Source organism: Acidovorax sp. SUPP1855 (assembly GCF_030158955.1).
GTDB lineage: Bacteria > Pseudomonadota > Gammaproteobacteria > Burkholderiales > Burkholderiaceae_C > Paracidovorax.
Genome location: NZ_BQXI01000012.1, coordinates 37942 through 59961, shown reverse-complemented (window position 1 = coordinate 59961; position 22020 = coordinate 37942). Strand labels below are relative to the sequence as shown.

Sequence of the window (22020 nt, the reverse complement as noted above, 5' to 3'; positions counted from 1 at the left end):
CCATTCATTCTAATCAAAGCTGGCAAAGATTGACTAATCCCCGATGCAAGGGAATCAATGCTTGGAAATTTAGGTCTTGCTTAGCTTTATCAGTGGATCCAATTCGATTTTTAACGAATGGGCGGTTTACATTTTGAAAAATCGCAGGTGGGGCATCGGGGAAGATACCATGCAGCATAACATTCAACTCTTTAATGCTGGTCTTGATGCCGGTCCCGACGTTATAACAGCGCATCCCAGCCTCAGCTTGCATAGCGAGAATATTAGCGCGCGCGCAATCACGCACATCCACAAAGTCGTAAGCTTGAGAGCCGTCACCATGAATAACAGGCGCCTCACCCTTTTTTAAAGAATTGATCATCCGTGTGACTACTCCAATGTAGGCACCCTTATCATCTTGGCGCGGCCCATATACGTTCATGTACCTGAGTCCAACATAACTCAAGTTTTTATCGCGGCTGGCAGGACGGCGATATAAAGCCTTCAGAAGATACTCACCACACACTTTAGTTGCGCCGTAGAATTCTTCGCAATTAAACGGATGACTTTCATCCATCGGTTCAAAAACCGCATCCCCATAAACCGACGCTGAAGAAGAATAAACCAGCCGGCGAATTCCATTCGAAATGCAGGCTTCGGCGACATTCATGGTGCCACCGACATTGACTTCAAACGCAGAACGTGGATATTCATTGCAGTGCAACAGCCATAATGCCGCCAAATGAAATACCCCATCAATGCCACGCATTGCAGCATTTAAAGTATCCCGGTGCAAAATATCCCCTCCACTGGGGAATATTTCACAACGAGGATCCTTCAAAGCTTCACCAAGATTCGAAAGGCGTCCCCTGGACAGGTTGTCATAAATTCTGACGTGCGCAGCCCCGGCGCTAAGCAACTGCTCTACCAGATGAGAACCTATAAAGCCCGCGCCACCAATTACCAGGAAAGAGTGGCCTTGTATTGGCAATGACATGTCAGTGTTGGCTCAACATCTTTTGGTGCTTCGCCATGCACCGCTCGATCATTTCGGCATTGTTTTGCGTCCATTCGACCGTGCGGCGAAGACCTTCTCGTATGTCCACTTGGGCTTCGAAACCCAATTGTTCGCGAGCTTTGTCTGTTGAGGCAAAACGTTTACCGGATCGATCCCAATCTCTGGCAGGGCGCAGATCAAGAGGTGTCTTGTTGCCTGTGAATTCATTGATCCAGGTAGCTAGTTCGAGAATCGTGGTTTCACGACCGGTAGCCAAGTTATAAATTTCACCCTTTTGTCCGTTCAGCGCGCATGCCATCAATCCGCGCGCCATGTCTTCCACGAAGATAAAGTCACGACTAGCGTTGCCGCCATTGTCCAAAGGCAATGCCTCTTGCTGCAACGACCGCCACGCAAACGTGGGGGTTACATTGCGCCATACGGTATGGGCAGTGCCGCGCCATTGACCAGCGCCCAGGATTTCTCTTGGCCCATACACATTGGAAAACCGAGCTTTCACGAAAGGCAAATCTGCTCGTTGGAAAAAATAGTTCCCATACAACTCACCAATGATCTTGGAGATCGAATAGGGGCTGTCATGGTAGAGCGTGACAGGCTGATCTTCCGTCGTGGCAGAAGCGACGTCATAAGTCTTTTCTGCGACCGCACAAGCCGCGGCTGCGTAAACCACTTTTTTCAGCGCTTTGATGGCAGACAACCGCTGAAACAGCTTTAAACTGGTCAGCGTATTGTTTTCGTGGTCTGCCAACGGATTGGCGATGGAAGATTGGTTGCCGTGATAGCAAGCCAAGTGGAATGCGTAATCAAGGTTCTCGGGCAACGATGACAGGATCTGATCGTCGGTAATCGACCCAAACACAAAGCGCACGCGAGGGTCGGCTGGGATATTGCTTGCCTCTGATGAAAGCAGGTTGTCCACGATAATGATTTCTCGTGGATCTTGTTGCAGGATTGCGTGGGTCAGATTACTGCCCACGAAGCCTGCGCCCCCAACGATCAGCACGCGTTGGCCAGAAAACGTAGCGGAATTCACATTCATGATTTAAGCAGCGGTAGGCGATTTGAGGTGGCTGAAGACGTCGTTGACTCCATGCTGGTCATACCACTGCAGTTGCCGCTGAATGGTTTGCTCAAAGTCGAGCTGACACTTCCAACCAAAGTCCGCCTCTGTTTTGCTCGCGTCAAGGCAAACCACAGGAACATCGTCTGCCAACGGTGGCACCACAGGCACTTCTGTCGGATCAAGTCGTAAATAACGCTCTACCGCGCGAAAGATCTCCAAGATCGTGTGCGCCTCGCCGCTCGACACGTTGTAGACACCGATCGGGGCATTTTGCTGAATGGCCAGATCCATGAATCGCAGGAAATCCTGCATGTCCAGAAAATCCCTGGCGGTATCTGAGCAAAAACACTTCTGCCCAGCCTTAAGCCTTTTGTAAAAGGTAGGGATGGGACCAATCGCGAGGCGAGGGCCAGTCACATTCGCGATGCGAAGAGACAGCGAAGGCACCTTGCTCATCAGCATGAACTGCTCGCCGGCCGTTTTGCTGATGCCATAGCTGGTGAAAGGCGCGCAACGCTCCTGCGTCGAGATGGGCAACGAGGTAGGGCGGCCATAGCAAAGCGCAGTCTGAAAATTCACAAGCCGTTTGACTTGATGACGTTCACTGGCGCGGGCCACGGCAATGCTGCCAGTGACGTTGGTGTTCGCGTCCTCTCGCCAGTCCTCAGGATCTTTGTACGCAGCAGCGGCGTGAATGACGATCTCTGGTAAAAACGCGTCGAATGTCTTGTCCACCCAAGCCGTATCAGCGATATGGCCTTCATGCACTTGAAGACCTTCGACCGTTGGCACAACTTCCCGCTTGCCTGTGGCGAAATTGTCCAGCACGGCGATTTGGTGCCCCTTTGGCAACCAATATTCAATAAGGTTGGAGCCTAAACAGCCGGCTCCTCCTGTGATCAGAATCCGCATTGGTGCCTACCTTATTGCTTGTTTTCAAGGCGCAGGTGGGTGTACTCACCGAGAGTGCCATGCTGTTTGTAATAAGCGATAGCCGTATCCACTGTGTGCTGGAGCGGTGTGAAAGTTAGTTGACCAAAATCTTCGAACGTTCTGGAAGGGTCCAGCAGGATTGAGGCGACGTCGTCCGGGCCCAGTTCTTTGACCTCGGCTTCTGGCTTGTCAGTGAAGCCCATTGCGGTAACCACAGCGTTGTACAACTCTTCAATCGCGATATCCGTGCCGGATGAAAAATGGTATGTCCCATGTCCGATCCCATCGCATGCCTTGAGGACAACCCGAGCCAGATCTTCGACAAAGACGAAGTCGCGCCGTGCCTTGGTGACGAAGCAACGTTTCCCATCCTTGAGACGCTGATAAAAAATGGGCAGCGGACCAGCCACGTTGCGGGGGCCAACCACGTTCGCCAAGCGGAAAGTTACGAAGTCCAGCCCGGACAACTCAAGGTACAACTCGTTGGCCGTTTTGCTAATGGCATAACTGCTGCCACCCGGCAAGCGCGGATGGTCCAGGCGGATGGGATGCTGTTGCGGGCGCAGGCCGTAGCAAAGAGCGGTTTGAAAATATACAAACCGCTTCACTCCGTTGCGCTTCGCTGCGTCGATGACGTTGGAACCCCCAACGCAGTTCGTCAGCGTATCGTTGTACCAGTCATCGGGGTCCTTGTATGAGGCTGCGGTGTGGACCACCGCGTCCGGGCGAAACTCACCCAGCAGTTGGTCCACCAGTGGCTTGTCTGCGATAGAACCGATCACGACCTTCAGTTGGGGATGCTCATCCAAATGCTCGCGCCTGCCAGTGGCAAGGTTATCGATCGTGAGCACTTCGTCGCCGCGAGCAAGCAGCATTTCAACGACGTGGGAGCCAATTTGGCCGAGGCCACCAGTGACAAAAACTTTCATGTGATTTTCCAGTGAGAGTTATAAAGCAAGGAATTGCAGCAGGCGCGCGGCTGCATCGCCATTTCCGTAAGGATTGTCCTTACCGGCCGCAGGAAGGGGCGAAGCGACGACGTCCCGAAAAGCCAAGAGAATGCGATCTTTCGTCGCCCCTGTCAGGCGGTTCCAACCCAGCGTGACAGTTTCAACCCACTCCGTCTCATCGCGGAGGGTGATGCAGGGAACCCCATAGAAATAGGCTTCTTTTTGAACACCGCCAGAGTCCGTCATGATGACTGCTGCAGCTTGCTCCAGCGCCACCATATCGAGATATGAGAGCGGTTCAACCACATGCAACTTGGACAGGCTGGCTTGCAAGCCCGTTGCCTCGATAAGGCGTCTTGTGCGCGGATGCAAAGGGAGGACAACGGGCATGTCCTGCGCGACTTCTACCAACGCTTCGACGATCTGCGTAAGACGTGAGGGGTCGTCTGTGTTTTCTGCACGGTGACAGGTTGCAAGCACATAGCCGCGCTGAGACAGTTGCAGCTGTTCGAGGATGAGACTCCGCTGCAGGGCAAGGCTGCCATAAAACAGCGATGCGTCGTACATGACGTCCCCCACCAAATGAACCCCGCGGGTAAGACCTTCGTTGGCAAGATGCCCAACGGCGGTAGACGTGGGACACAACAGCAGTGTCGAAACACGGTCAGTCAAAATCCGGTTGATTTCTTCCGGCATGCGCATGTTGAATGATCGCAAGCCCGCTTCCACATGCGCCACGGGAATGTTCAACTTGGCAGCCGCCAACGCACCGGCCAGTGTCGAATTGGTATCACCGTAGACCAGCACCCACTCTGGCCGCTCTTTGAGTAGCACCGCCTCGATCGCCTCCAGCATCCGGCCGGTCATCGCACCATGGTTGCCTCCGGATATCGCCAAGTGCACGTGGGGTGCAGGGATCTCCAACTCGTCGAAAAACACCTTCGACATGTTGTCGTCAAAGTGCTGGCCCGTATGAACGATGAGTTCTTCCAATTGATCGGCAAACCCAGACTGGATGGTCCGCGACACTGCGGCTGCTTTGATGAACTGGGGTCGGGCACCCACGATCGTGAGAATCTTGCGTCTGGTCATTCCATGGCTTTCGTCAATGCACTCACTACCCGATCCTGGTCGGAAACGGTCAGGAAGGGTCCCATGGGCAGACTCAGCACCTCTTGAGCCAAACGATCACCCACGGGTAACTGCAAATCCGGGTCTGCCACGGCAGGCTGCTTATTCAAAGGAAGTGGGTAATGAATGGCGGTAGGCACACCTGCCTCGCTCAGCACGGCTTGAACGCGATCACGCTCTTGCACACGAACGGTGTACTGAGCCCAGGCACTCTGCTGATTGGCTGCGATGAGCGGGATAGTAGAAATACCCGCTGAATTCAGCAATTGGCGATAACGGTCTGCCACTTGCTGACGCAACTTTATTTCTTCGTCAAAGCTATCCAGCTTGGCCAGAAGCACAGCGGCTTGCAAGGTGTCCAGACGGCTGTTCACCCCAACCCGTATGTGGTGATATCGCCGATCTTGCCCATGGCGGGCAATCTGGCGCATCACTCGCGCGAGCGCTTCATCATTGGTAAAAATGGCGCCACCATCGCCGTAGCAGCCGAGCGGTTTGCTTGGGAAAAAGCTTGCACACGCCACCGTTGTGAGATTGCAGCTTTTTCGGCCATGGTAGGTCGCGCCAAAGCTTTGGGCTGCATCTTCGATGACGGGGATGCCATGGCGAGCAGCAACCGCATTGATCGCGTCGAAATCCGCGCATTGACCATACAGGCTGACTGGAATGATGGCCTTGGTCTTCGGCGTGATCGCTGCTTCAAGCTTGGACGCATCGAGGTTGAAGGTGTCAGCCCGGACATCCACATAGACGGGCCGTGCACCGAGCAAGGCAACGGTTTCCGCCGTGGCAATGTATGTAAAACCAGGCGTGATGACTTCGTCCCCTGGACCAATGCCCAGGGCCATCTGAGCGATCTGTAGCGCGTCCGTGCCATTGGCCACCGTGATGCAATATTTCGCGCCGGTGTACGCAGCCAACCGCTCTTCCAGTTCATGGACTTCAGGGCCCAGGATGTACTGACCGTGTTCCAGCACCTTCTGAATGCGGGCGTCGATATCAGGCCGAAGCTTTTGATACTGGGTCTTGAGATCTGTGAATTCCATGTGTGGACTTATTGTGTTTAAGGAGTCAAGCACGCTGAAGCCGACCATCTCGCAAGGAGTAGCGCAAACCGGTGTCGGGACAGGTCGCATCACCGTCGCCTTCCAGGGGCAAATCCAGTCGCTCGCCGTGCTCGCTCATCCAGCCAATTTGACGGGCGGGGACGCCAGCCATCAAGGCATATGGTTTGACGTCGCGATTGACCACCGCACCTGCTGCAATGAAAGCATGTGCGCCTACGGTGCTTCCGCACACGATGGTGGCGTTGGCACCCAGGGTGGCGCCACGCTGAACAAGAGTTGGACGGTACTCATGCTTGCGCTTCACGCTGCTCCTTGGGTTGTAGACGTTCGTGAACACGACGCTCGGGCCACAAAAAACGTCGTCTTCCAAAGTGACAGCGTCGTAGACGCTGACATTGTTTTGAACCTTGACGTTATTGCCGATGACCACATCGTTGCCCACATAAACGTTCTGCCCGAATGAGCATCCTTCTCCAATGCGCGCGCCCGCACAAATATGTGCCCAGTGCCACACGCGAGTTCCGGCCCCGATCTGCGCGCCCTGGTCGATGATGGCTGTTGGGTGGGTTGTATATATAGGCTCGCTCATGCCAATGCTCCTGATGTTTGGCTAGCTGGCGTGATATGCCGCAAGGCAGTCATCGATGTTGCCGTGCATGCGAATTTGCCCCTCATTCAGCCAGATGCCCTGATTGCAGAACGTCTTGAGAATGGGATCGCTGTGAGAGGCCAGCACCAGAATCTTGACGCGGCTCATCATGTTCTCCAGTCGAATACGGGCTTTATCGATGAATTGCGCGTCCCCTACCCCGATCATTTCATCCATCAAAAGAATGTCGGGCGCAACGGCGGTGGACACAGCGAAGGCGAGCCGCAGCATCATTCCCGAAGAGTAGGTGCGGACTGGCAGATGCAAGTAATCGCCGAGTTCCGTGAACTCCTCGATGTCCAGCACCAGTGCTTTCGCATCCTTGCTGTTGATGCCCATGACGACACATCGTGTCGCAATGAATTCATATCCACTTGCTTCGGGATCCATTCCCAGCATCAAGTCGATCAGTGAAGAGATGTGTCCGGATGAGCGCATGACGCCAGAGGTCGGCTCATAGACACTGGACAGCACACGCAACATGGTCGACTTGCCCGCACCATTGCGCCCGATCAGCCCAACACGGTCCCCATCCTTGAAGGACAAAGTTACGTTGCGCAGCGCCCTGACTGCAATCGCGCCACCGCCGATATCTTCAATTCGGCCTCGGTGTCCTTGTGCCTTGCCCAGCAAAGTATTGAGGAGTCCGCGCGAGCGTGAAGAAAACAGTGGGAAATCGACGCTCACCTGGTCGAGTTCGATACTTGCCATGTTCAGAGCCAATACACGAGCCTGCGGCGGCTCTTGAGAAAAATGGTGAAAAATGCCGCCACCAGCGCAATGAAGGTCAGCCCGGCCATCAGATAGCTGTGGGGATCGACTGCTTGCCCCAAGACCGGAGCCCGGATCAAATCCAAAAAGGCCGCGAGCGGATTGATGTGCACGATCAGCTTGGCTCGCTCGCTGAGTTGCGAGGGCTGCCACATCACCGGGGTGAGAAACATGGCGATCTGCATAAAGCTGGTGACGATCATTGGGATGTCCCTAAATCGAGCACATAGCGCCCCCAGAACGCACGCCACCAGTACCGCGCAGAGGACGGTAAAGGCAAGTCCCAGCACAAAAGGCAGTACCTGAACTTTTCCCAAGCCGCCGAACACCAGCAACACGATGATCGCGATGGGAATGTTGTGTCCCAGCATGAGCAAGTTGCGCCATATCACCCGTAATCCAAAGGCAGACTTGGGATAAGGCGTTTGCTTCAGGAAAGCACCGGCTGAAGTGAATGTGTGACAGCTATCGGAAATAGACTGGGAGATAAACAAGAACAGGACATGGCTGACGCAGAAAAACGGCAGGTAAGTCTGCACATCGATCTTGAATACTTGCGATCCAATCAGCCCGAATGCACCGATGAAAATCGCTGTGTTGATCGATATCCACACCGGTCCAAGAAAGGACCTGCGATATTGCTTGAGAATATCTTCAAGCCCCAAGTGCAACCAGAAACGCCATAGCTTCAACGCGCCCTGCACGTCGGACAATAGCAACTGGAGTTGAGAAAGCGGCTTCAGACCGAAAGCTTCCATGCTCTCAATACCCCTTCCGGCGCACGAAGGGATGCACACGCTCATCCCTATCGGCCGCAATGGACGCGCTGCGAATCACGTCCACCGTTTCGATACAATGCCGCGCGTCCGCCAAGCCGTACCCTCGGCCCTCCAGGATTTCGCGGTAACTGGTAGTGTGCAGATCGGTGAAGCCTTCGGAAAACTCGAGTTGCTCACCGCTGACATCGATGTTCCGGTACGTGGGCTTCTTGCCTTTGACTTCTTCGGGTAGATCGTTGGCATCGATGGACAAAAACCATCGCACCCGGGCGCGTTCGTATTCCAGATAACCGGCGGCCTTCGTTTCCTCGCTCAGGTGGATGCGATTGTTCTGAAGCTTGCCGAAGATGAAGTGCAGCATGTCGAAGAAATGCACGCCGATGTTGGTGGCCACGCCAAACGATTTGCGTGGGTCGCCCTTCCAGCTCTCCAGGTACCACTTGCCACGCGATGTGATGTAGGTCAGTTCGACATCGAACTTGGTGTCCTTGGGTGCCGCAGCCACTTTGTCGCGCAGCTTCAGGATCGCTTCATGGTGGCGCAACTGGAGAATGTTGAATACCCGCCGGCCCGTCTCCTGCTCGATGCGCGCCAGTTCGTCCATCAATTGCGGTGTGGGAACGAGCGGTTTTTCGCAGATCACATCACATCCCAGGCGCAGGCCAGCAGCGATGTGGGCATGGTGCAGGTAGTTGGGCGAGCAGATCGACACGTAGTCAAGTGCGGTAACTGGATCGCGCTTGAGCTGGTGCGCATGTTCCGCAAACCGTTCGAACTCGGTAAAGAAGTCGCTCTGCGGCGAAATGCTGTCGATGATGCCGACCGAATCGTTGATGTCGTAAGCCACGGCCAGATGGTTGCCGGTGTCCTTGATGGCACGCATGTGGCGCGGCGCGATGTAACCGGCGGCGCCGATGAGGGCGAAGTTTTTCATGGCGGATCCGAAGGAGAGAATTACAAGCGAAAGACGGTGAAGCCGGCCTCGACGGCCTGCCCGCGGTGGTAGAGGCTCTTGACGTCCGCCAGCACAGGTTGTGCGCCACGGCAGTACGAGCGAAGCTCCGCGGGCGTGGCCTGACGGTATTCGTTATGGCCGACCGCTACCACCAGGGCATCGACCGGATGGTCGGCATCGACACGGCCCAGCGCCAAGCCGTACTCGTGGTCCACCTCTTGCGCGCTGGCCCAGGGATCGGCGATCACCACGTCCGCGCCCCACGCCAGAAACTCCCGCACCATGTCCACGACCTTGCTGTTGCGGATGTCCGGGCAGTTTTCCTTGAACGTGATGCCCAGGATGCCGATGCGGCAGCGGGGCACGTCCATGCCGTTCTTGAGCATGAGACGAATGGTGTTGCGCGCTACGTAGCGCGCCATGTTGTCGTTGATGCGTCGCCCGGCCAGGATGACCTGCGGGTGGTAGCCCACTTCCTCGGCCTTGTGGGTCAGGTAATAGGGGTCCACACCGATGCAGTGGCCGCCCACCAGTCCCGGCCGGAAGGGCAGGAAGTTCCACTTGCTGCCTGCAGCCTCCAGCACGTCGAGGGTGTCGATGCCCAGCCGCTCGAAGATGACGGACAGCTCGTTCACCAAGGCGATGTTCAAGTCGCGCTGGGTGTTTTCGATGACCTTGGCCGCTTCGGCCACTTTCAGGCTGCTGGCCTTGTGGGTGCCGGCCGTGATGATGCTGCCGTACAGCGCATCCACCGCGTCGGCCACTTCGGGGGTGCTGCCGCTGGTGATCTTCTTGATCTTCGTGAGGGTGTTGACCCGGTCGCCCGGATTGATGCGCTCCGGGCTGTAGCCGCAGAAGAAGTCCGTGTTGAAGGTCTTGCCGCTGAGCCGTTCGAGCACCGGCACGCACACTTCTTCGGTCGCGCCAGGGTACACGGTGGATTCGTAGATGACCACGGCGCCGTCCGGCATGACCCTGCCCACCGTTTCACTCGCCTTGACCAGGGGCGTCATGTCGGGGCGGTTGGCCTTGTCCACCGGGGTGGGCACCGTCACGATGAAGACCTTGCAATCGCGCAGGTCCTCCGGGTTGGCGCTGTATTGCAGGTGGCTGGCGGCTTGCAGGTTTTCCGGGGTCACTTCCAGCGTGCCGTCCTGGCCCGATTGCAACTCGGCGATGCGTGCGGCATTGATGTCAAAGCCGATGACCGGCCGCTGGCGGCCGAACTCCACCGCCAAGGGCAGGCCCACGTAGCCGAGCCCGATCACGGCAATCCTTGCTTGTTCTAGATTCATGTTTTTATGTTGGAAGAATGGAGAGAGTCAAGTGCGGGTGCCGCACTGCTCGCATGCCGGGAAATGCGCGAGCGGGCCTGGCAATCGTCACGCCGGTCGCGAAGGCAATCCAATTCATCATGAAACGCCTTCGGCACCGGTAGAGCGCCCGTAGATGTCGTCGAACCGGACGATGTCGTCCTCACCCAGATAGTCGCCCGATTGAACCTCGATGATTTCGAGAGGCGTCTTGCCCGGATTGGCCAGCCGATGGCGGCGGCCCACCGGAATGAACGTGGACTCGTTCTGTGCCAGCAGATAGGTGTCGTCGCCATTGGTAATTTCAGCGGTCCCCCGCACCACTACCCAATGTTCAGCGCGGTGGTAGTGCATCTGCATGCTCAGGCGCGCGCCCGGGTTCACCACGATGCGCTTGACCTGGAAGCGTTCGCCGCTGTCGACAGCGTCGTACCAGCCCCATGGCCGGTGCACTTTCCGGTGGTGGTGGGCCAGCGCGTGCCCCAGCTGCTTCAGCCGGGCCACGATCCTCTTGACGTCCTGGGTGCGGCGCTTGTCGGCCACCAGGACCGCATCGGGTGTTTCGACGACCACGATGTGGTCGAGCCCCACGCCGGCCACGAGCCGGTGGGTGGACATCAACAGGGTGTCCTGGCTGTCTTCCAGCAGGGCATCGCCCACGGTGGCGTTGCCTTGGCCGTCGCGCGGCAGCACGCCCCACAGGGCATCCCAGGCACCCAGGTCGGACCAGCCGGCCTGCAGCGCGACGGCGAACGTGGGGATACCGATCTCCGGCATCAGCGGCAACCGTTCCATCACGGCATAGTCGATGGAATCCGAAGGGCAGGCCTGGAAGGCAGCCGCGTCAGGCCGGATGAAGTCGAGATCACGCTGCGCCCCCGCCATCGCGGCCTCGCAGGCCTGGAGGATGTCGGGGCGGCAAGCACGCAGAGCGGCCAACCACTGGCTGGCGCGCACCATGAAAAGGCCGCTGTTCCAGAAATAATCACCCGCATCGAGATAGCGCTGCGCGGTCGCGGCATCGGGCTTCTCGGCAAAGCTGGCAATGCGGTGGATGCCCGCACCCTCCGGGCCCGCCGCATGGCACTGGATGTAGCCGTAGCCGGTTTCCGGCCGGTCCGGCACGACGCCGAACGTCACCAGTCCGCCCGACAGGGCCATGGAATGGGCCCGCCGGACCGCGGCGTGAAACGCAGGCAAATCCTTCACCACGTGATCGGCCGGCATGGCCAGCATGATCGGATCATCGCCTCCAGCGCATGCCTGCAAGGCGGCCAGCGTCAGTGCGGGCGCGGTGTTGCGCCCCTCGGGCTCCAGGAGTACGCGTGCCGTCCGGATGCCGACTGCCAGCAACTGGCTGGCCGCGATGAACCGGTGCTCGGTGTTGCAGACCAGGATGGGATCGGGCGCGACGCCGATCTCCGGCGCCCACGCCCGCAGCCTCAGTGCCGTGTCCTGGAGCATGGTGCGGGGACCGGCCAACGCCAGAAACTGCTTGGGATAGGCCTCCCGCGACAGGGGCCACAAACGCGTGCCCGACCCGCCGCACAGGATGACCGGCAACAACGGCTGCGCCAAGGTCATGGCTGCGTTCCATCGCCCATCACGCGCGCGCGCAGGCTTTCATTGTCGGCCTGCAACAGGGCCAGCCGCTGGTTCAACCGGCGGACATCCCTCTCAATGCGGGTGTTCACCATGTCGGTGTGCAACGACTTCACCAGCAGCACCATGCTGGCCATCAGCAGCAGCAACGCGGGGGGATAGCTGATGCCCAGCAGCTTGGCAAGACGATCGATCAGCCCCGGCCAAGCCCCCAGCAAGGCAGCGGCCCCAGCCACCACCACCCAGAACAGGCCGTGCATCAGATACAGGTGATCCCTGCGGATCAGGTAAAGGATCAGCACCGCCAGGCCGATGCCCATCAGCGCGGTGGTTGCTTGCAAAGACGCCATTGGACTCCCGAATCTATGGATCTGACCCGCATCGGGCGTTTGATTGAGAGCACCGCCGGGAACAGCGCCCATCCCTGCTTGGGGACCAAGCGGACTGCGGGCGCCGAATCACCTCCGGCCTCAAGGAGGTCGGTATTGTAGGTGCACGCCTCATCCATCCCTCAGCCGCCCTCCTTCCTGTGGGCGCGCCGCACTCCCACTGCCAGTCCCCCTCTTGAAATGCGAAAGAATGCCCGTATCATTAGCACTCGACGCGACCGAGTGCTAGCAACGCTGGCGCCAAGCCGCTGAAGTCAGAAAGCGCCCGCACCCTGCGGGCGTGTTGTTGATGTCGCAATCCTTTTTTGAACCAGGAGAGATGCAATGAACCTTCGCCCCCTGCACGATCGCGTGATCGTCAAGCGCATTGAAAGCGAAACCACGACCGCTTCCGGCATCGTGATCCCCGACAACGCCGCTGAAAAGCCCGATCAAGGTGAAGTGCTGGCCGTCGGTCCCGGCAAGAAGAACGACAAGGGCGAGCTGATCGCTCTGAACGTGAAGGTCGGCGACCGCGTTCTGTTCGGCAAGTACTCTGGCCAGACCGTCAAGGTCAAGGGCGACGAGTTGCTGGTGATGAAGGAAGACGACCTGTTCGCAGTCGTCGAAAAGTAAGCCTTCCGGCCCTTTTCCCGAACATCCTGTTTACTGAATCCGGAGAAATCAAATGGCAGCAAAAGACGTAGTTTTCGGCGGCGAAGCCCGCGCCCGCATGGTCGAAGGCGTGAACATCCTGGCCAATGCGGTCAAGGTCACCCTGGGCCCCAAGGGTCGCAACGTGGTGCTGGAGCGCTCGTTCGGCGCCCCCACCGTGACCAAGGACGGTGTGTCCGTGGCCAAGGAAATCGAACTCAAGGACAAGCTGCAGAACATGGGCGCCCAGCTCGTGAAGGAAGTGGCTTCCAAGACGTCCGACAACGCCGGTGACGGCACCACGACCGCCACCGTGCTGGCACAGGCCATCGTGCGCGAAGGCTTCAAGTACGTGGCCGCGGGCATCAACCCCATGGACCTCAAGCGCGGCATCGACAAGGCTGTGACGGCCCTGGTGGAAGAGCTGAAGAAGGCCTCCAAGGCCACCACGACGTCCAAGGAAATCGCCCAGGTGGGTTCGATCTCCGCCAACTCCGACGAAACCATCGGCAAGCTGATCGCTGACGCCATGGACAAGGTCGGCAAGGAAGGCGTGATCACCGTGGAAGACGGCAAGTCCCTCGAGTCCGAACTGGACGTCGTGGAAGGCATGCAGTTCGACCGCGGCTACCTGTCGCCCTACTTCATCAACAACCCCGAAAAGCAATCCGCGATTCTGGACAACCCCTTCGTGCTGCTGTTCGACAAGAAGATCAGCAACATCCGTGACCTGCTGCCCACGCTGGAGCAAGTCGCCAAGGCCGGCCGTCCGCTGCTGATCATTGCCGAAGAAGTCGAAGGCGAAGCCCTGGCGACGCTGGTGGTCAACACGATCCGCGGCATCCTGAAGGTCGTGGCAGTGAAGGCCCCCGGCTTCGGCGACCGCCGCAAGGCCATGCTGGAAGACATCGCCATCCTGACGGGCGGCAAGGTCATCGCCGAAGAAGTGGGCCTGACGCTCGAGAAGGTGACCCTGGCCGACCTGGGCCAGGCCAAGCGCATCGAAGTGGGCAAGGAAAACACGATCATCATCGACGGCGCCGGCGCCGCTGAAGACATCGAAGCCCGCGTCAAGCAAGTGCGCGTGCAGATCGAGGAAGCCACGTCCGACTACGACCGCGAAAAGCTGCAAGAGCGCGTGGCCAAGCTGGCCGGCGGTGTGGCCGTGATCAAGGTCGGCGCTGCCACCGAAGTCGAAATGAAGGAAAAGAAGGCCCGCGTGGAAGACGCCCTGCACGCCACGCGTGCAGCGGTGGAAGAAGGCGTTGTGGCCGGTGGTGGCGTGGCTCTGCTGCGCGCCAAGCAAGCCGTGGGCAACTCGATCAAGGGCGACAACGCCGATCAGGACGCCGGTATCAAGCTGGTGCTGAAGGCCATCGAAGCCCCTCTGCGCGAAATCGTGAACAACGCCGGCGGCGAAGCCTCGGTCGTGGTGAACGCCGTGCTGGCCGGCAAGGGCAACTACGGTTTCAATGCCGCCAACGACACGTATGGCGACATGCTGGAACTGGGCATTCTGGACCCCACGAAGGTCACCCGCACGGCCCTGCAGAACGCCGCTTCCGTGGCGTCCCTGCTGCTGACGACGGAATGCATGATCGCTGAAGCCCCCAAGGACGACGCACCGGCCGGCGGCGGCATGCCCGACATGGGCGGCATGGGCGGCATGGGCATGTAATTGCCGGCCGCACCGGACGGGATGCACTCCCGCCCGGCTGCTCCATCAAAAAACCCCGCAGGCGGCAAGGCCTGCGGGGTTTTTCTTTGGCGGAGCCGTGGGTGCGGCCCGCAGGATCGATGGGCCGCTCAGAAACGGTAGGTCGCGCTCAGCACCACGTTGCGCCGGGGCGCCCACCAGCAATCGCCGCGCGACAGGCAGGTGCTCATGTACTGCTTGTCGGCCACGTTGTTGATGTTGAGCGCGTAGCGCCATGCCTGGCTGTCATAGGCCAGCAACGCATCTCCGACGAGCGAGGACGGAATGCGCGGACCGGACCCATCGCGGAACGCGGAGAGGTACCGCACCCCGGCCCCGGCCGAGAACCCGCGAATCCCCGCGACGGAAAAGCGATACAGGCCCCACATCGCCGCCTGGTTGCGGGGCAGGCCTTCCAGGGTCGGATCCACGTCGGTGTAGTTGTAGTGGGCGATCAGATCGAACGCGGTGGTCACGCGGGTCTTCAGTTCCAGCTCCAGCCCCTTGTTGCGGGTCTGGCCGGCCTGCAGCGTGTTCATCGGATTGGTCGGATCGGTGACTTTCTGGTTCTTTTCCTTCAGGTCGTACACCGAGGCGGTGAACGAGGTCGCGCCGCCTTCGGGCAGGTACTTCACCCCCACTTCGATCTGCTCGCCTTGCAGCGGCTTGAAGCGGGCCCCCGAGGTGTTGGTGCCGCTTACCGGGCTGAACGACTCCGCATAGCTGATGTACGGCGTCCAGCCGCCGGCCAGTTGGTACATCACGCCCAGGCGCTTGGTGGTGTCGCTGGTGCGGTCATCGGCCGAGCCGGCCAGGGCATTCGCCACGCGGTCATGGCGCAGGCCGGCGATGAAGATCCATCGGTCCCACTTCATCTGGTCCTGCACATAAATGCCGGTCTGGCGCTGCACGTTCCGGGGCTGCGCGGTGAGCGGCCGGTCGGTCCGCCCGCTGTACACCGGCGCGAACGCGTTGATGGGCGAATCATAGGCATCGCCGGATTCCGCCTTGTCCTCCGACTGGCGATTCCAGTCGAGGCCCAGCAGCAACTGGTGCTGCACGGCGCCCGTGGTGAGCCGGCCCAGCAGGTTGGTGTCGACCGCGGCCATGCGCGTGCGGGTCACGTTCTGCCCGTACAGCCGGCCGATCAGGCGCTGGTTGACCGGGTCGGCGCCCCACCCACCCGGATCGGTGAAGAAGTCCGCATAGTGGTAGCCGCCCCGGTTCTCGTTGCGGGCCCAGCGCAGGTTCTGGCGCGCCGTCCAGGCATCGTTGAAACGGTGTTCGAACTGGTAGCCGATAGATTGCCGATCGGTGTCGTAGTAGTCGCCCGGCTCGCCGATGAACCGGCTGGTGGGCAACTGGCCGTTGGGATTGGGCAGCAAGGTGCCCGACCAGGGCAGGAACTGCGAGGTGCTGCCCGAGCGGTCCTGCTGCCAGTGCGCCTGGAGCAGCAGCGACGTCGCCGCATTGGGCCGCCACATCAGCGACGGCGCGATCAGGCGGCGGTCGTCGGGCACGTGGTCCACCTGCGTGTCGGCGTCGCGGGCCAGCGCCACGAGCCGGTACGACCACTGGCCATCGGCCGTCAGCGGGCCCGTCAGGTCGGCTTGCAGTTGCTTGCGGTTCCAGCTGCCGATCTGCACGCCCACTTCGCGCTGCGCCTCCTGCAGCGGGCGCTTGCTCACCATGTTGACCACGCCCGCCACGGTGCCGGTGCCGAACAACATGCCCGACGGGCCACGCAGCACCTCCAGGCGCTCCAGCGTGTACAGCTCCGCGGGCGTGGTGCTGGTGTAGTAGTTGTAGCTCTGGCGCAGGCCGTCGAGGTAGATGTCCGGGTAGCTGCCGCGCACGCGCACGCGGTCGGAGCGGCTGTCCAGACCATAGGCATCGCTGCGCACGCCCGCCGCATAGAGCAGCGCCCCCTGGAAGGTCGTCGCGCCCTGGTCGACCATCTGGTCGCGCGTGATGACGGTGACCGATTGCGGCGTTTCGCTGAGCGGCGTGTCGGTCTTGGTGGCCGTGGTGGCGTTGCGGGCGCGGTAGCCCACCACGGGGCCGGTGGCGGATTCCTTTTCGGCGTTGGCATCCACCCGCACTTCGGACAGCGTGGCGCCCACGCCCTGTGCATGCGCCCAAGGCACCAGCCCCAGGGCGGCGGCCACGCAGGCCGTGCCCCGCAGATCAATGAATTTCATGGCAAACATAAATAGTATTGATAACGATTCCTATTCTAGAAATCGATGAACGATCTGTAAGCAATTTGTTGCAATCAGGCGACATGCCGACGCTGCATCCCAGGGACGCGGCCAAACCGGCGGCAGAACCTCCTGCCTCGGTGGACCCCAAGAAAATCCCCACGGGTCGCGAGACCGGCGGGGATTGTCTGGATGCTGGCGATGTCAAAGCCGGCAGCGAAGCCTTCCCGTCACACCTTGAAGGCCCCCACCACCTGCCGCAACAGGTCGGTCTGCTCCTGCATGGAGCGCGCCGCGGCGGACACTTCCTCCACCAGCGCCGCGTTCTGCTGCGTCGTGGTGTCGAGCTGGGCGATGGCCTGGTTCACCCGCTCGATGTCCCGGCTCTGCTCCACGCTGGCGGCCATGATCTCGCCCATGATCGAGGCGACGCTGGTGTTGGTGGCGATGATCTCGCTCATCGTCGTGCCGGCCTGCACCACCAGGGCGCTGCCGGACTCCACCTTGGTGACCGAGTCCGCGATCAGGTTCTTGATGTCCTTGGCCGCTTCGGCCGAACGCTGGGCCAGGCTTCGCACCTCGCTGGCAACCACCGCGAACCCACGGCCCTGCTCGCCCGCGCGGGCCGCCTCGACCGCGGCGTTCAGCGCCAGGATGTTGGTCTGGAACGCGATGCCGTCGATCACCCCGATGATGTCCACCACCTTCTTGGAAGACGTGCTGATCGAATCCATGGTCTCGACCACGTTGCCGATGACCTGCCCGCCCCGGGACGCCACCTGGAACGCATCGGTGGCCAGGCGGTTGGCCTGGTTGGCGCTGTCGGCGTTGCGCTTGACGGTGCTGGTGATCTGCTCCATGGAGCCCGCCGTTTCCTGCAGGAACGCGGCCTGCTCCTCCGTGCGCACGGAAAGGTCGTGGTTGCCGCTGGAGATTTCACCGGAGGCCGAGGCGATCGACGATGCGCCCGTGACCACCTGGCTCACCACGCCCTGCAGGCGGGCGATAAAGGCATTGAAGCTCGCCGCGACCGCGCCGAACTCCGCCCCGCCGGTTTCGGGCAGGCGGCGCGTCAGGTCGGCCTCGCCGGCCGAGAGCGCGTCGATGTTGCCCTTGAGGACGGCCAGGCGCTTCATGAACAGGCGAACGCCCATCACCATCAGGCCCAGCAGCACCAGGGCCATGGGCACCTGCACGGCGGCCAGCTTGGTCAGGATGCGGTGGCTGTTGACCGCCAGGAGCGATGCCGGAATTGCCGTGGCGATGAACCATGGGCTGCCGGGAATGGGCTGGAGGAACAGCACCTGCGAACCCTGCCCATCTTGGTACGCCCCCTGGGCCGAGGCCCCGCCCTGCAGGGTGGGCAGCAGCCGCTGAATTTCCGCCGCCATGGGCGAGCTTGCCGCGATGTCCGAGACGTTCTTCAAGACGACGTTGCCCTGGATCTTCGTGCTGTTGCTGACGATCTTGCCGTCGCCCTCGACGATCAGGATCTGTCCCTGGATCCTGCTTTCCATGTCCGCCACGAGGCGGTTGAAAAAGCCCAGCGTCACGTCGATGGTGGACACGCCATACAGCTCGTCGCCCTTGTAGATGGGCATGGCGCAGTTGGTGCGCGGCTGCGGGCTGGCGGCGTCCTGGTAGGCCTTGGCCCACTTGCACTGGCCCTTGGGCGCCGTCTTGCCGTTCTCATACCAGGGCTGCTCCCAGTATTTGAGCGACTCGGGGGAATTCCAGTGGGTGTTGACCACCAGCTTGTTGCTGCCGTCCCGCGCGAAGAAGGTGCTGAACTTGTCGCGGCCCGGCTCCCGCTTGTTGGGCAGGGGCCAGATGCCGCCGCCGAACACGTTGGGGTCGCCGTACTGGTCGACCAGGCCGGGCTGCAGCACGTCGATCTGGTCGCTGGCCAGCAAGGCCACGGTCTGGGTGATGCTGCGGGACTGGGCCTCGACCTGGCGAAGCTGCTCGCTGATGCGCACCGAGATCTGCTCCACGTTGGCGGATACGACCTTGCCTTCCAGCGTGGACAGGTCCGGCGTGACGGACAGTTGGATGACGGCGAACGTTCCCAGCAGAAGGAGCAGGAAGAAGCCGCAGATCAGGAGGGTGAAACGGGTTTGGGTGGAAGCAGTGCGGATCATGGGCAGTCCGGTGATGGGATAACAAAGGAAGACACGCGGTCTCCCTTCGTTATCGGCAACCGTCCGGCGGCGTTGAGGCCCGCCGGCCCGCCGTTACAACCCTGCTCGCCCCTCGACACCCCATCGCGCCCTCCCGGAGCGCCAGATGTTCAGGTCACCGCAGCTGGCGCAACAGGCCGGCGGTCGAAGCGTCCAGCCCGTCGGTGTCTCCCGAGGACAGGCGGGGCTCCAGCTCCCGGGCCAGCACCTTGCCCAGTTCCACCCCCCACTGGTCGAAGCTGTTGATGCCCCAGACCGCGCCGCTCACGAACACGCGGTGCTCGTAGAGCGCGATGAGCGCGCCCAGCGACGCGGGTGCCAACTGGTCCAGCACCAGGAACGTGCTGGGGCGGTTGCCGGTGAAGTGCCGGTGCCCGGACTCCTGCGGCCGGCCCAGCATCAGCGCCTTGGCCTGGGCCAGGGCATTGGCCACGAGGCGCGAGTGGTGGTGCGGCAGGTCGCGCGCGCCCTTGCGCAGCGCGATGAACTCCACCGGAATCACGTCGGGCCCCTGGTGGACCATCTGGAAGAACGCGTGCTGGCCGTTGGTGCCGGGTTCTCCCCACACCACGGGCGAGGTCTGCACCGCCAGCGGCCGGCCTTCCCAGTCCACGCCCTTGCCGTTGCTCTCCATCTCCAGCTGCTGCAGGTAGGCCGGCAGCCGGCGAAGGCCGTGGCTGTAGGGCGCCACGCAGCGGCTGGCGAACCGGTGAAAGTTGCGGTACCACACGTCCAGCAGGCCGAGGCGCACCGGCAGGTTGCGCTCCAGCGGCGCGTGGCGAAAGTGCTCGTCCATCGCGTGGGCGCCGGCCAGCAGGTCGCGGAAATGCGCCGCGCCGATGGCGATGGCGATCGGCAGGCCGATGGCCGACCACAGCGAATAGCGCCCACCCACCCAGTCCCAGAAGCCGAGCGTGGTGTCGATGCCGAACTCCGCCGCGGCTTCGACGTTGGTCGTCAGCGCGACGAAATGGCGCGACACCGACACGCGCCCGGCCTGCCGTGGGCTGCCGCCGTGCGACAGGAACCAGTCGCGCGCCGCATGGGCGTTGGACATGGTCTCGGCGGTGGTGAACGTCTTGGAGGCGATGAGGAACAGCGTGCTCTCGGGCCGCAGCGTGTGCAGCAGCGTGCCCAGTTCCTGCCCGTCGACGTTGGAGACGAAGTGCAGGCGCTTGTCGCTCTGGCGCAGGTCGTCCAGCGCCTTCACCACCATGGAAGGCCCGAGGTCCGACCCGCCGATGCCGATGTTCACGATGTCGGTGATGGCGGTGTCGACACGCACGCGCTCGGCCAGCGCCAGCATCGCATCGAGCGTGGTGTGCACGTCGCGCAGGCTGTTTGCTACGAAATCAGTAGCGCCAGGGGCATGATTTTCTAGGGCATCGGCCGGATTTCGCAACAACCAGTGCATCACCGCGCGCTGCTCGGTGTGGTTGATCGCCTCGCCGGCGAACATGGCGTCGCGGTAGGCCTCCAGGCCGCACTCGCGCGCCAGTTGCATGAGCAGCGCCTCGGTCGGCCGGTCGATGCGGTTCTTGGACAGGTCGGCGAACAGGTGCGGCGCCTCCTGGCTGAAGTCCTCGAAGCGCAGCGGATCGGTGGCGAACGCCTGGCGCACGTCGAAGGTGCGGCAGCTGTCGTCGTAGCGGGCCTGCAGCGCCGCCCAGGCGGTGGTGTGGTCGCAGCGGATGCGTTGGGGCATGGTCATGGGTCAGGCGGCCTGCATCATGTGTTCGAGCTTGGCCGCATCGGCCGCGAAGGCGCGGATGCCTTCGGCGAGCTTCTCGGTCGCCATGGCGTCGGCATTGAACGCGTAGCGGAAGGCGGGCTCGTCGTATTCGACGGCCGGCAGGTCCAACGCGCGCGCGGCCTCGGGGTCGAGTGCCCGGGTCAGCGGCGCCTCGCTGGCCGCCAGTTGCGCGAGCAGGTCTGGGGCGATGGTCAGCAGGTCGCAGCCGGCCAGCGCGGTGATCTGCCCCACGTTGCGAAAGCTCGCTCCCATGACCTCGGTGGCGATGCCGAAGTGCTTGTAGTACTGGTAGATCTGGCGCACCGACTGCACGCCGGGGTCGTTGGCGCCGGCCATGGCCGCCTCGTCCCACTGGGCGCCGGCCTGCTTCTTGTACCAGTCGTAGATGCGGCCGACGAAGGGCGAGATCAGCCGCACCTTGGCGCGGCCGCAGGCCACGGCCTGCACGGGCGAGAACAGCAGGGTGAGGTTGGTGTGGATGCCGCGCTCTTCCAGGATGCGGGCGGCTTCGATGCCCTCCCAGGTGGCGGCGATCTTGATGAGCACGCGGGCGGTGTCCACGCCCTCGGCCTGGTACAGCTCGATGATGCGTTCGCCCCGCGTGACGGTGGCCATGGTGTCGAACGACAGGCGCGCATCCACTTCGGTGGAGACGCGGCCGGGAATGAGGGAGAGGATTTCGCAGCCGAACCGCACGATCAGCCGGTCCATGATTTCTTCGACCGGATGGCCCTTCCAGCGGGTCACGGCCTCTTGCAGCAGGGGGGCGTAGTCGGGCTTTTGCACCGCCTTGAGGATGAGCGAGGGGTTGGTCGTCGCATCCTGCGGCTGGTAGGCGCTCAGTTGGCGGAAGTCGCCCGTGTCGGCCACCACGGTGGTGACTTGTTTGAGGGCGTCGAGTTGGTTCATGCAATGCTCCCGTGAGGTGGCGTGCGGGGGCGCTCGGGCGGGCCCCGTC

19 protein-coding genes are annotated in these 22020 nt (G+C 61.2%); 2 read left to right on the top strand and 17 right to left on the bottom strand.

Annotation, left to right across the window (positions count from 1 at the left end; genetic code table 11):
* Window positions 1–13: 13 nt before the first annotated feature.
* The 13 genes from AVMA1855_RS12600 to AVMA1855_RS12540 all read right to left on the bottom strand — a co-directional run bounded on the left by AVMA1855_RS12600 (window position 14) and on the right by AVMA1855_RS12540 (window position 12560).
* Window positions 14–976, bottom strand: coding sequence for an NAD-dependent epimerase/dehydratase family protein (locus AVMA1855_RS12600; RefSeq protein WP_284396561.1), 963 nt, complete (start codon window positions 974–976; stop codon window positions 14–16).
* Window position 977: 1 nt separating this feature from the next.
* Complete coding sequence (locus AVMA1855_RS12595) at window positions 978–2036, bottom strand: NAD-dependent epimerase/dehydratase family protein (RefSeq protein ID WP_284425955.1); 1059 nt, start codon at window positions 2034–2036, stop codon at window positions 978–980.
* Between the two features lie 3 nt (window positions 2037–2039).
* Window positions 2040–2972, bottom strand: a complete 933-nt coding sequence (locus AVMA1855_RS12590) for an NAD-dependent epimerase/dehydratase family protein (RefSeq protein WP_284425954.1) — start codon at window positions 2970–2972, stop codon at window positions 2040–2042.
* An 11-nt stretch (window positions 2973–2983) separates the two neighbouring features.
* Window positions 2984–3922: an NAD-dependent epimerase/dehydratase family protein gene (locus AVMA1855_RS12585; protein WP_284425953.1), complete on the bottom strand. Its 939-nt coding sequence runs from the start codon at window positions 3920–3922 to the stop codon at window positions 2984–2986.
* An 18-nt stretch (window positions 3923–3940) separates the two neighbouring features.
* A complete protein-coding gene (gene wecB / locus AVMA1855_RS12580) occupies window positions 3941–5035 on the bottom strand; it encodes a non-hydrolyzing UDP-N-acetylglucosamine 2-epimerase (RefSeq protein ID WP_284425952.1) in 1095 nt (364 codons plus the stop codon).
* Window positions 5032–6120, bottom strand: coding sequence for a DegT/DnrJ/EryC1/StrS family aminotransferase (locus AVMA1855_RS12575; RefSeq protein ID WP_284425951.1), 1089 nt, complete (start codon window positions 6118–6120; stop codon window positions 5032–5034). Before AVMA1855_RS12575 ends, wecB begins: the two co-directional genes overlap by 4 nt.
* Window positions 6121–6145: 25 nt before the next feature.
* The gene (locus tag AVMA1855_RS12570) at window positions 6146–6730 is read right to left on the bottom strand and encodes an acyltransferase (protein WP_092743376.1); all 585 of its coding nucleotides are present in this window, start codon (window positions 6728–6730) and stop codon (window positions 6146–6148) included.
* Window positions 6731–6751: 21 nt separating this feature from the next.
* Entirely contained in the window at window positions 6752–7501 is a 750-nt protein-coding gene (locus AVMA1855_RS12565) for an ABC transporter ATP-binding protein (RefSeq protein ID WP_092743589.1), read from the bottom strand.
* A gap of 2 nt (window positions 7502–7503) precedes the next feature.
* Window positions 7504–8319 carry an ABC transporter permease gene (locus AVMA1855_RS12560; RefSeq protein WP_284396534.1) on the bottom strand — a complete coding sequence of 272 codons (816 nt, stop codon included), beginning with the start codon at window positions 8317–8319 and terminating at the stop codon, window positions 7504–7506.
* Window positions 8320–8323: 4 nt separating this feature from the next.
* Window positions 8324–9274, bottom strand: a complete 951-nt coding sequence (locus AVMA1855_RS12555; RefSeq protein WP_284425950.1) for a Gfo/Idh/MocA family oxidoreductase — start codon at window positions 9272–9274, stop codon at window positions 8324–8326.
* Between the two features lie 20 nt (window positions 9275–9294).
* Window positions 9295–10590 carry a nucleotide sugar dehydrogenase gene (locus tag AVMA1855_RS12550; RefSeq protein ID WP_284425949.1) on the bottom strand — a complete coding sequence of 432 codons (1296 nt, stop codon included), beginning with the start codon at window positions 10588–10590 and terminating at the stop codon, window positions 9295–9297.
* Window positions 10591–10707: 117 nt separating this feature from the next.
* The gene (locus AVMA1855_RS12545; protein WP_284425948.1) at window positions 10708–12192 is read right to left on the bottom strand and encodes a mannose-1-phosphate guanylyltransferase/mannose-6-phosphate isomerase; all 1485 of its coding nucleotides are present in this window, start codon (window positions 12190–12192) and stop codon (window positions 10708–10710) included.
* On the bottom strand, window positions 12189–12560 hold the full coding sequence (locus AVMA1855_RS12540) for a DUF2304 domain-containing protein (RefSeq protein ID WP_284426012.1): 372 nt from the start codon (window positions 12558–12560) through the stop codon (window positions 12189–12191). Before AVMA1855_RS12540 ends, AVMA1855_RS12545 begins: the two co-directional genes overlap by 4 nt.
* A gap of 363 nt (window positions 12561–12923) precedes the next feature.
* Here AVMA1855_RS12540 and AVMA1855_RS12535 point away from each other — a divergent pair, with 363 nt between their 5' ends.
* Both AVMA1855_RS12535 and groL read left to right on the top strand, forming a co-directional pair.
* The gene (locus tag AVMA1855_RS12535; RefSeq protein ID WP_005799501.1) at window positions 12924–13214 is read left to right on the top strand and encodes a co-chaperone GroES; all 291 of its coding nucleotides are present in this window, start codon (window positions 12924–12926) and stop codon (window positions 13212–13214) included.
* 52 nt (window positions 13215–13266) lie between these two features.
* A complete protein-coding gene (gene groL / locus AVMA1855_RS12530; protein ID WP_284425947.1) occupies window positions 13267–14910 on the top strand; it encodes a chaperonin GroEL in 1644 nt (547 codons plus the stop codon).
* Between the two features lie 128 nt (window positions 14911–15038).
* Here groL and AVMA1855_RS12525 read toward each other — a convergent pair whose 3' ends face one another.
* From AVMA1855_RS12525 to tal, 4 genes are all read right to left on the bottom strand, one after another.
* Window positions 15039–17129, bottom strand: a complete 2091-nt coding sequence (locus AVMA1855_RS12525; RefSeq protein WP_284425946.1) for a TonB-dependent siderophore receptor — start codon at window positions 17127–17129, stop codon at window positions 15039–15041.
* 230 nt (window positions 17130–17359) lie between these two features.
* Window positions 17360–19270, bottom strand: a complete 1911-nt coding sequence (locus AVMA1855_RS12520) for a methyl-accepting chemotaxis protein (RefSeq protein ID WP_284425945.1) — start codon at window positions 19268–19270, stop codon at window positions 17360–17362.
* 154 nt (window positions 19271–19424) lie between these two features.
* A complete protein-coding gene (gene pgi, locus AVMA1855_RS12515; RefSeq protein ID WP_284425944.1) occupies window positions 19425–21020 on the bottom strand; it encodes a glucose-6-phosphate isomerase in 1596 nt (531 codons plus the stop codon).
* A gap of 3 nt (window positions 21021–21023) precedes the next feature.
* A complete protein-coding gene (gene tal, locus AVMA1855_RS12510) occupies window positions 21024–21971 on the bottom strand; it encodes a transaldolase (RefSeq protein ID WP_284425943.1) in 948 nt (315 codons plus the stop codon).
* Window positions 21972–22020 lie beyond the last annotated feature (49 nt).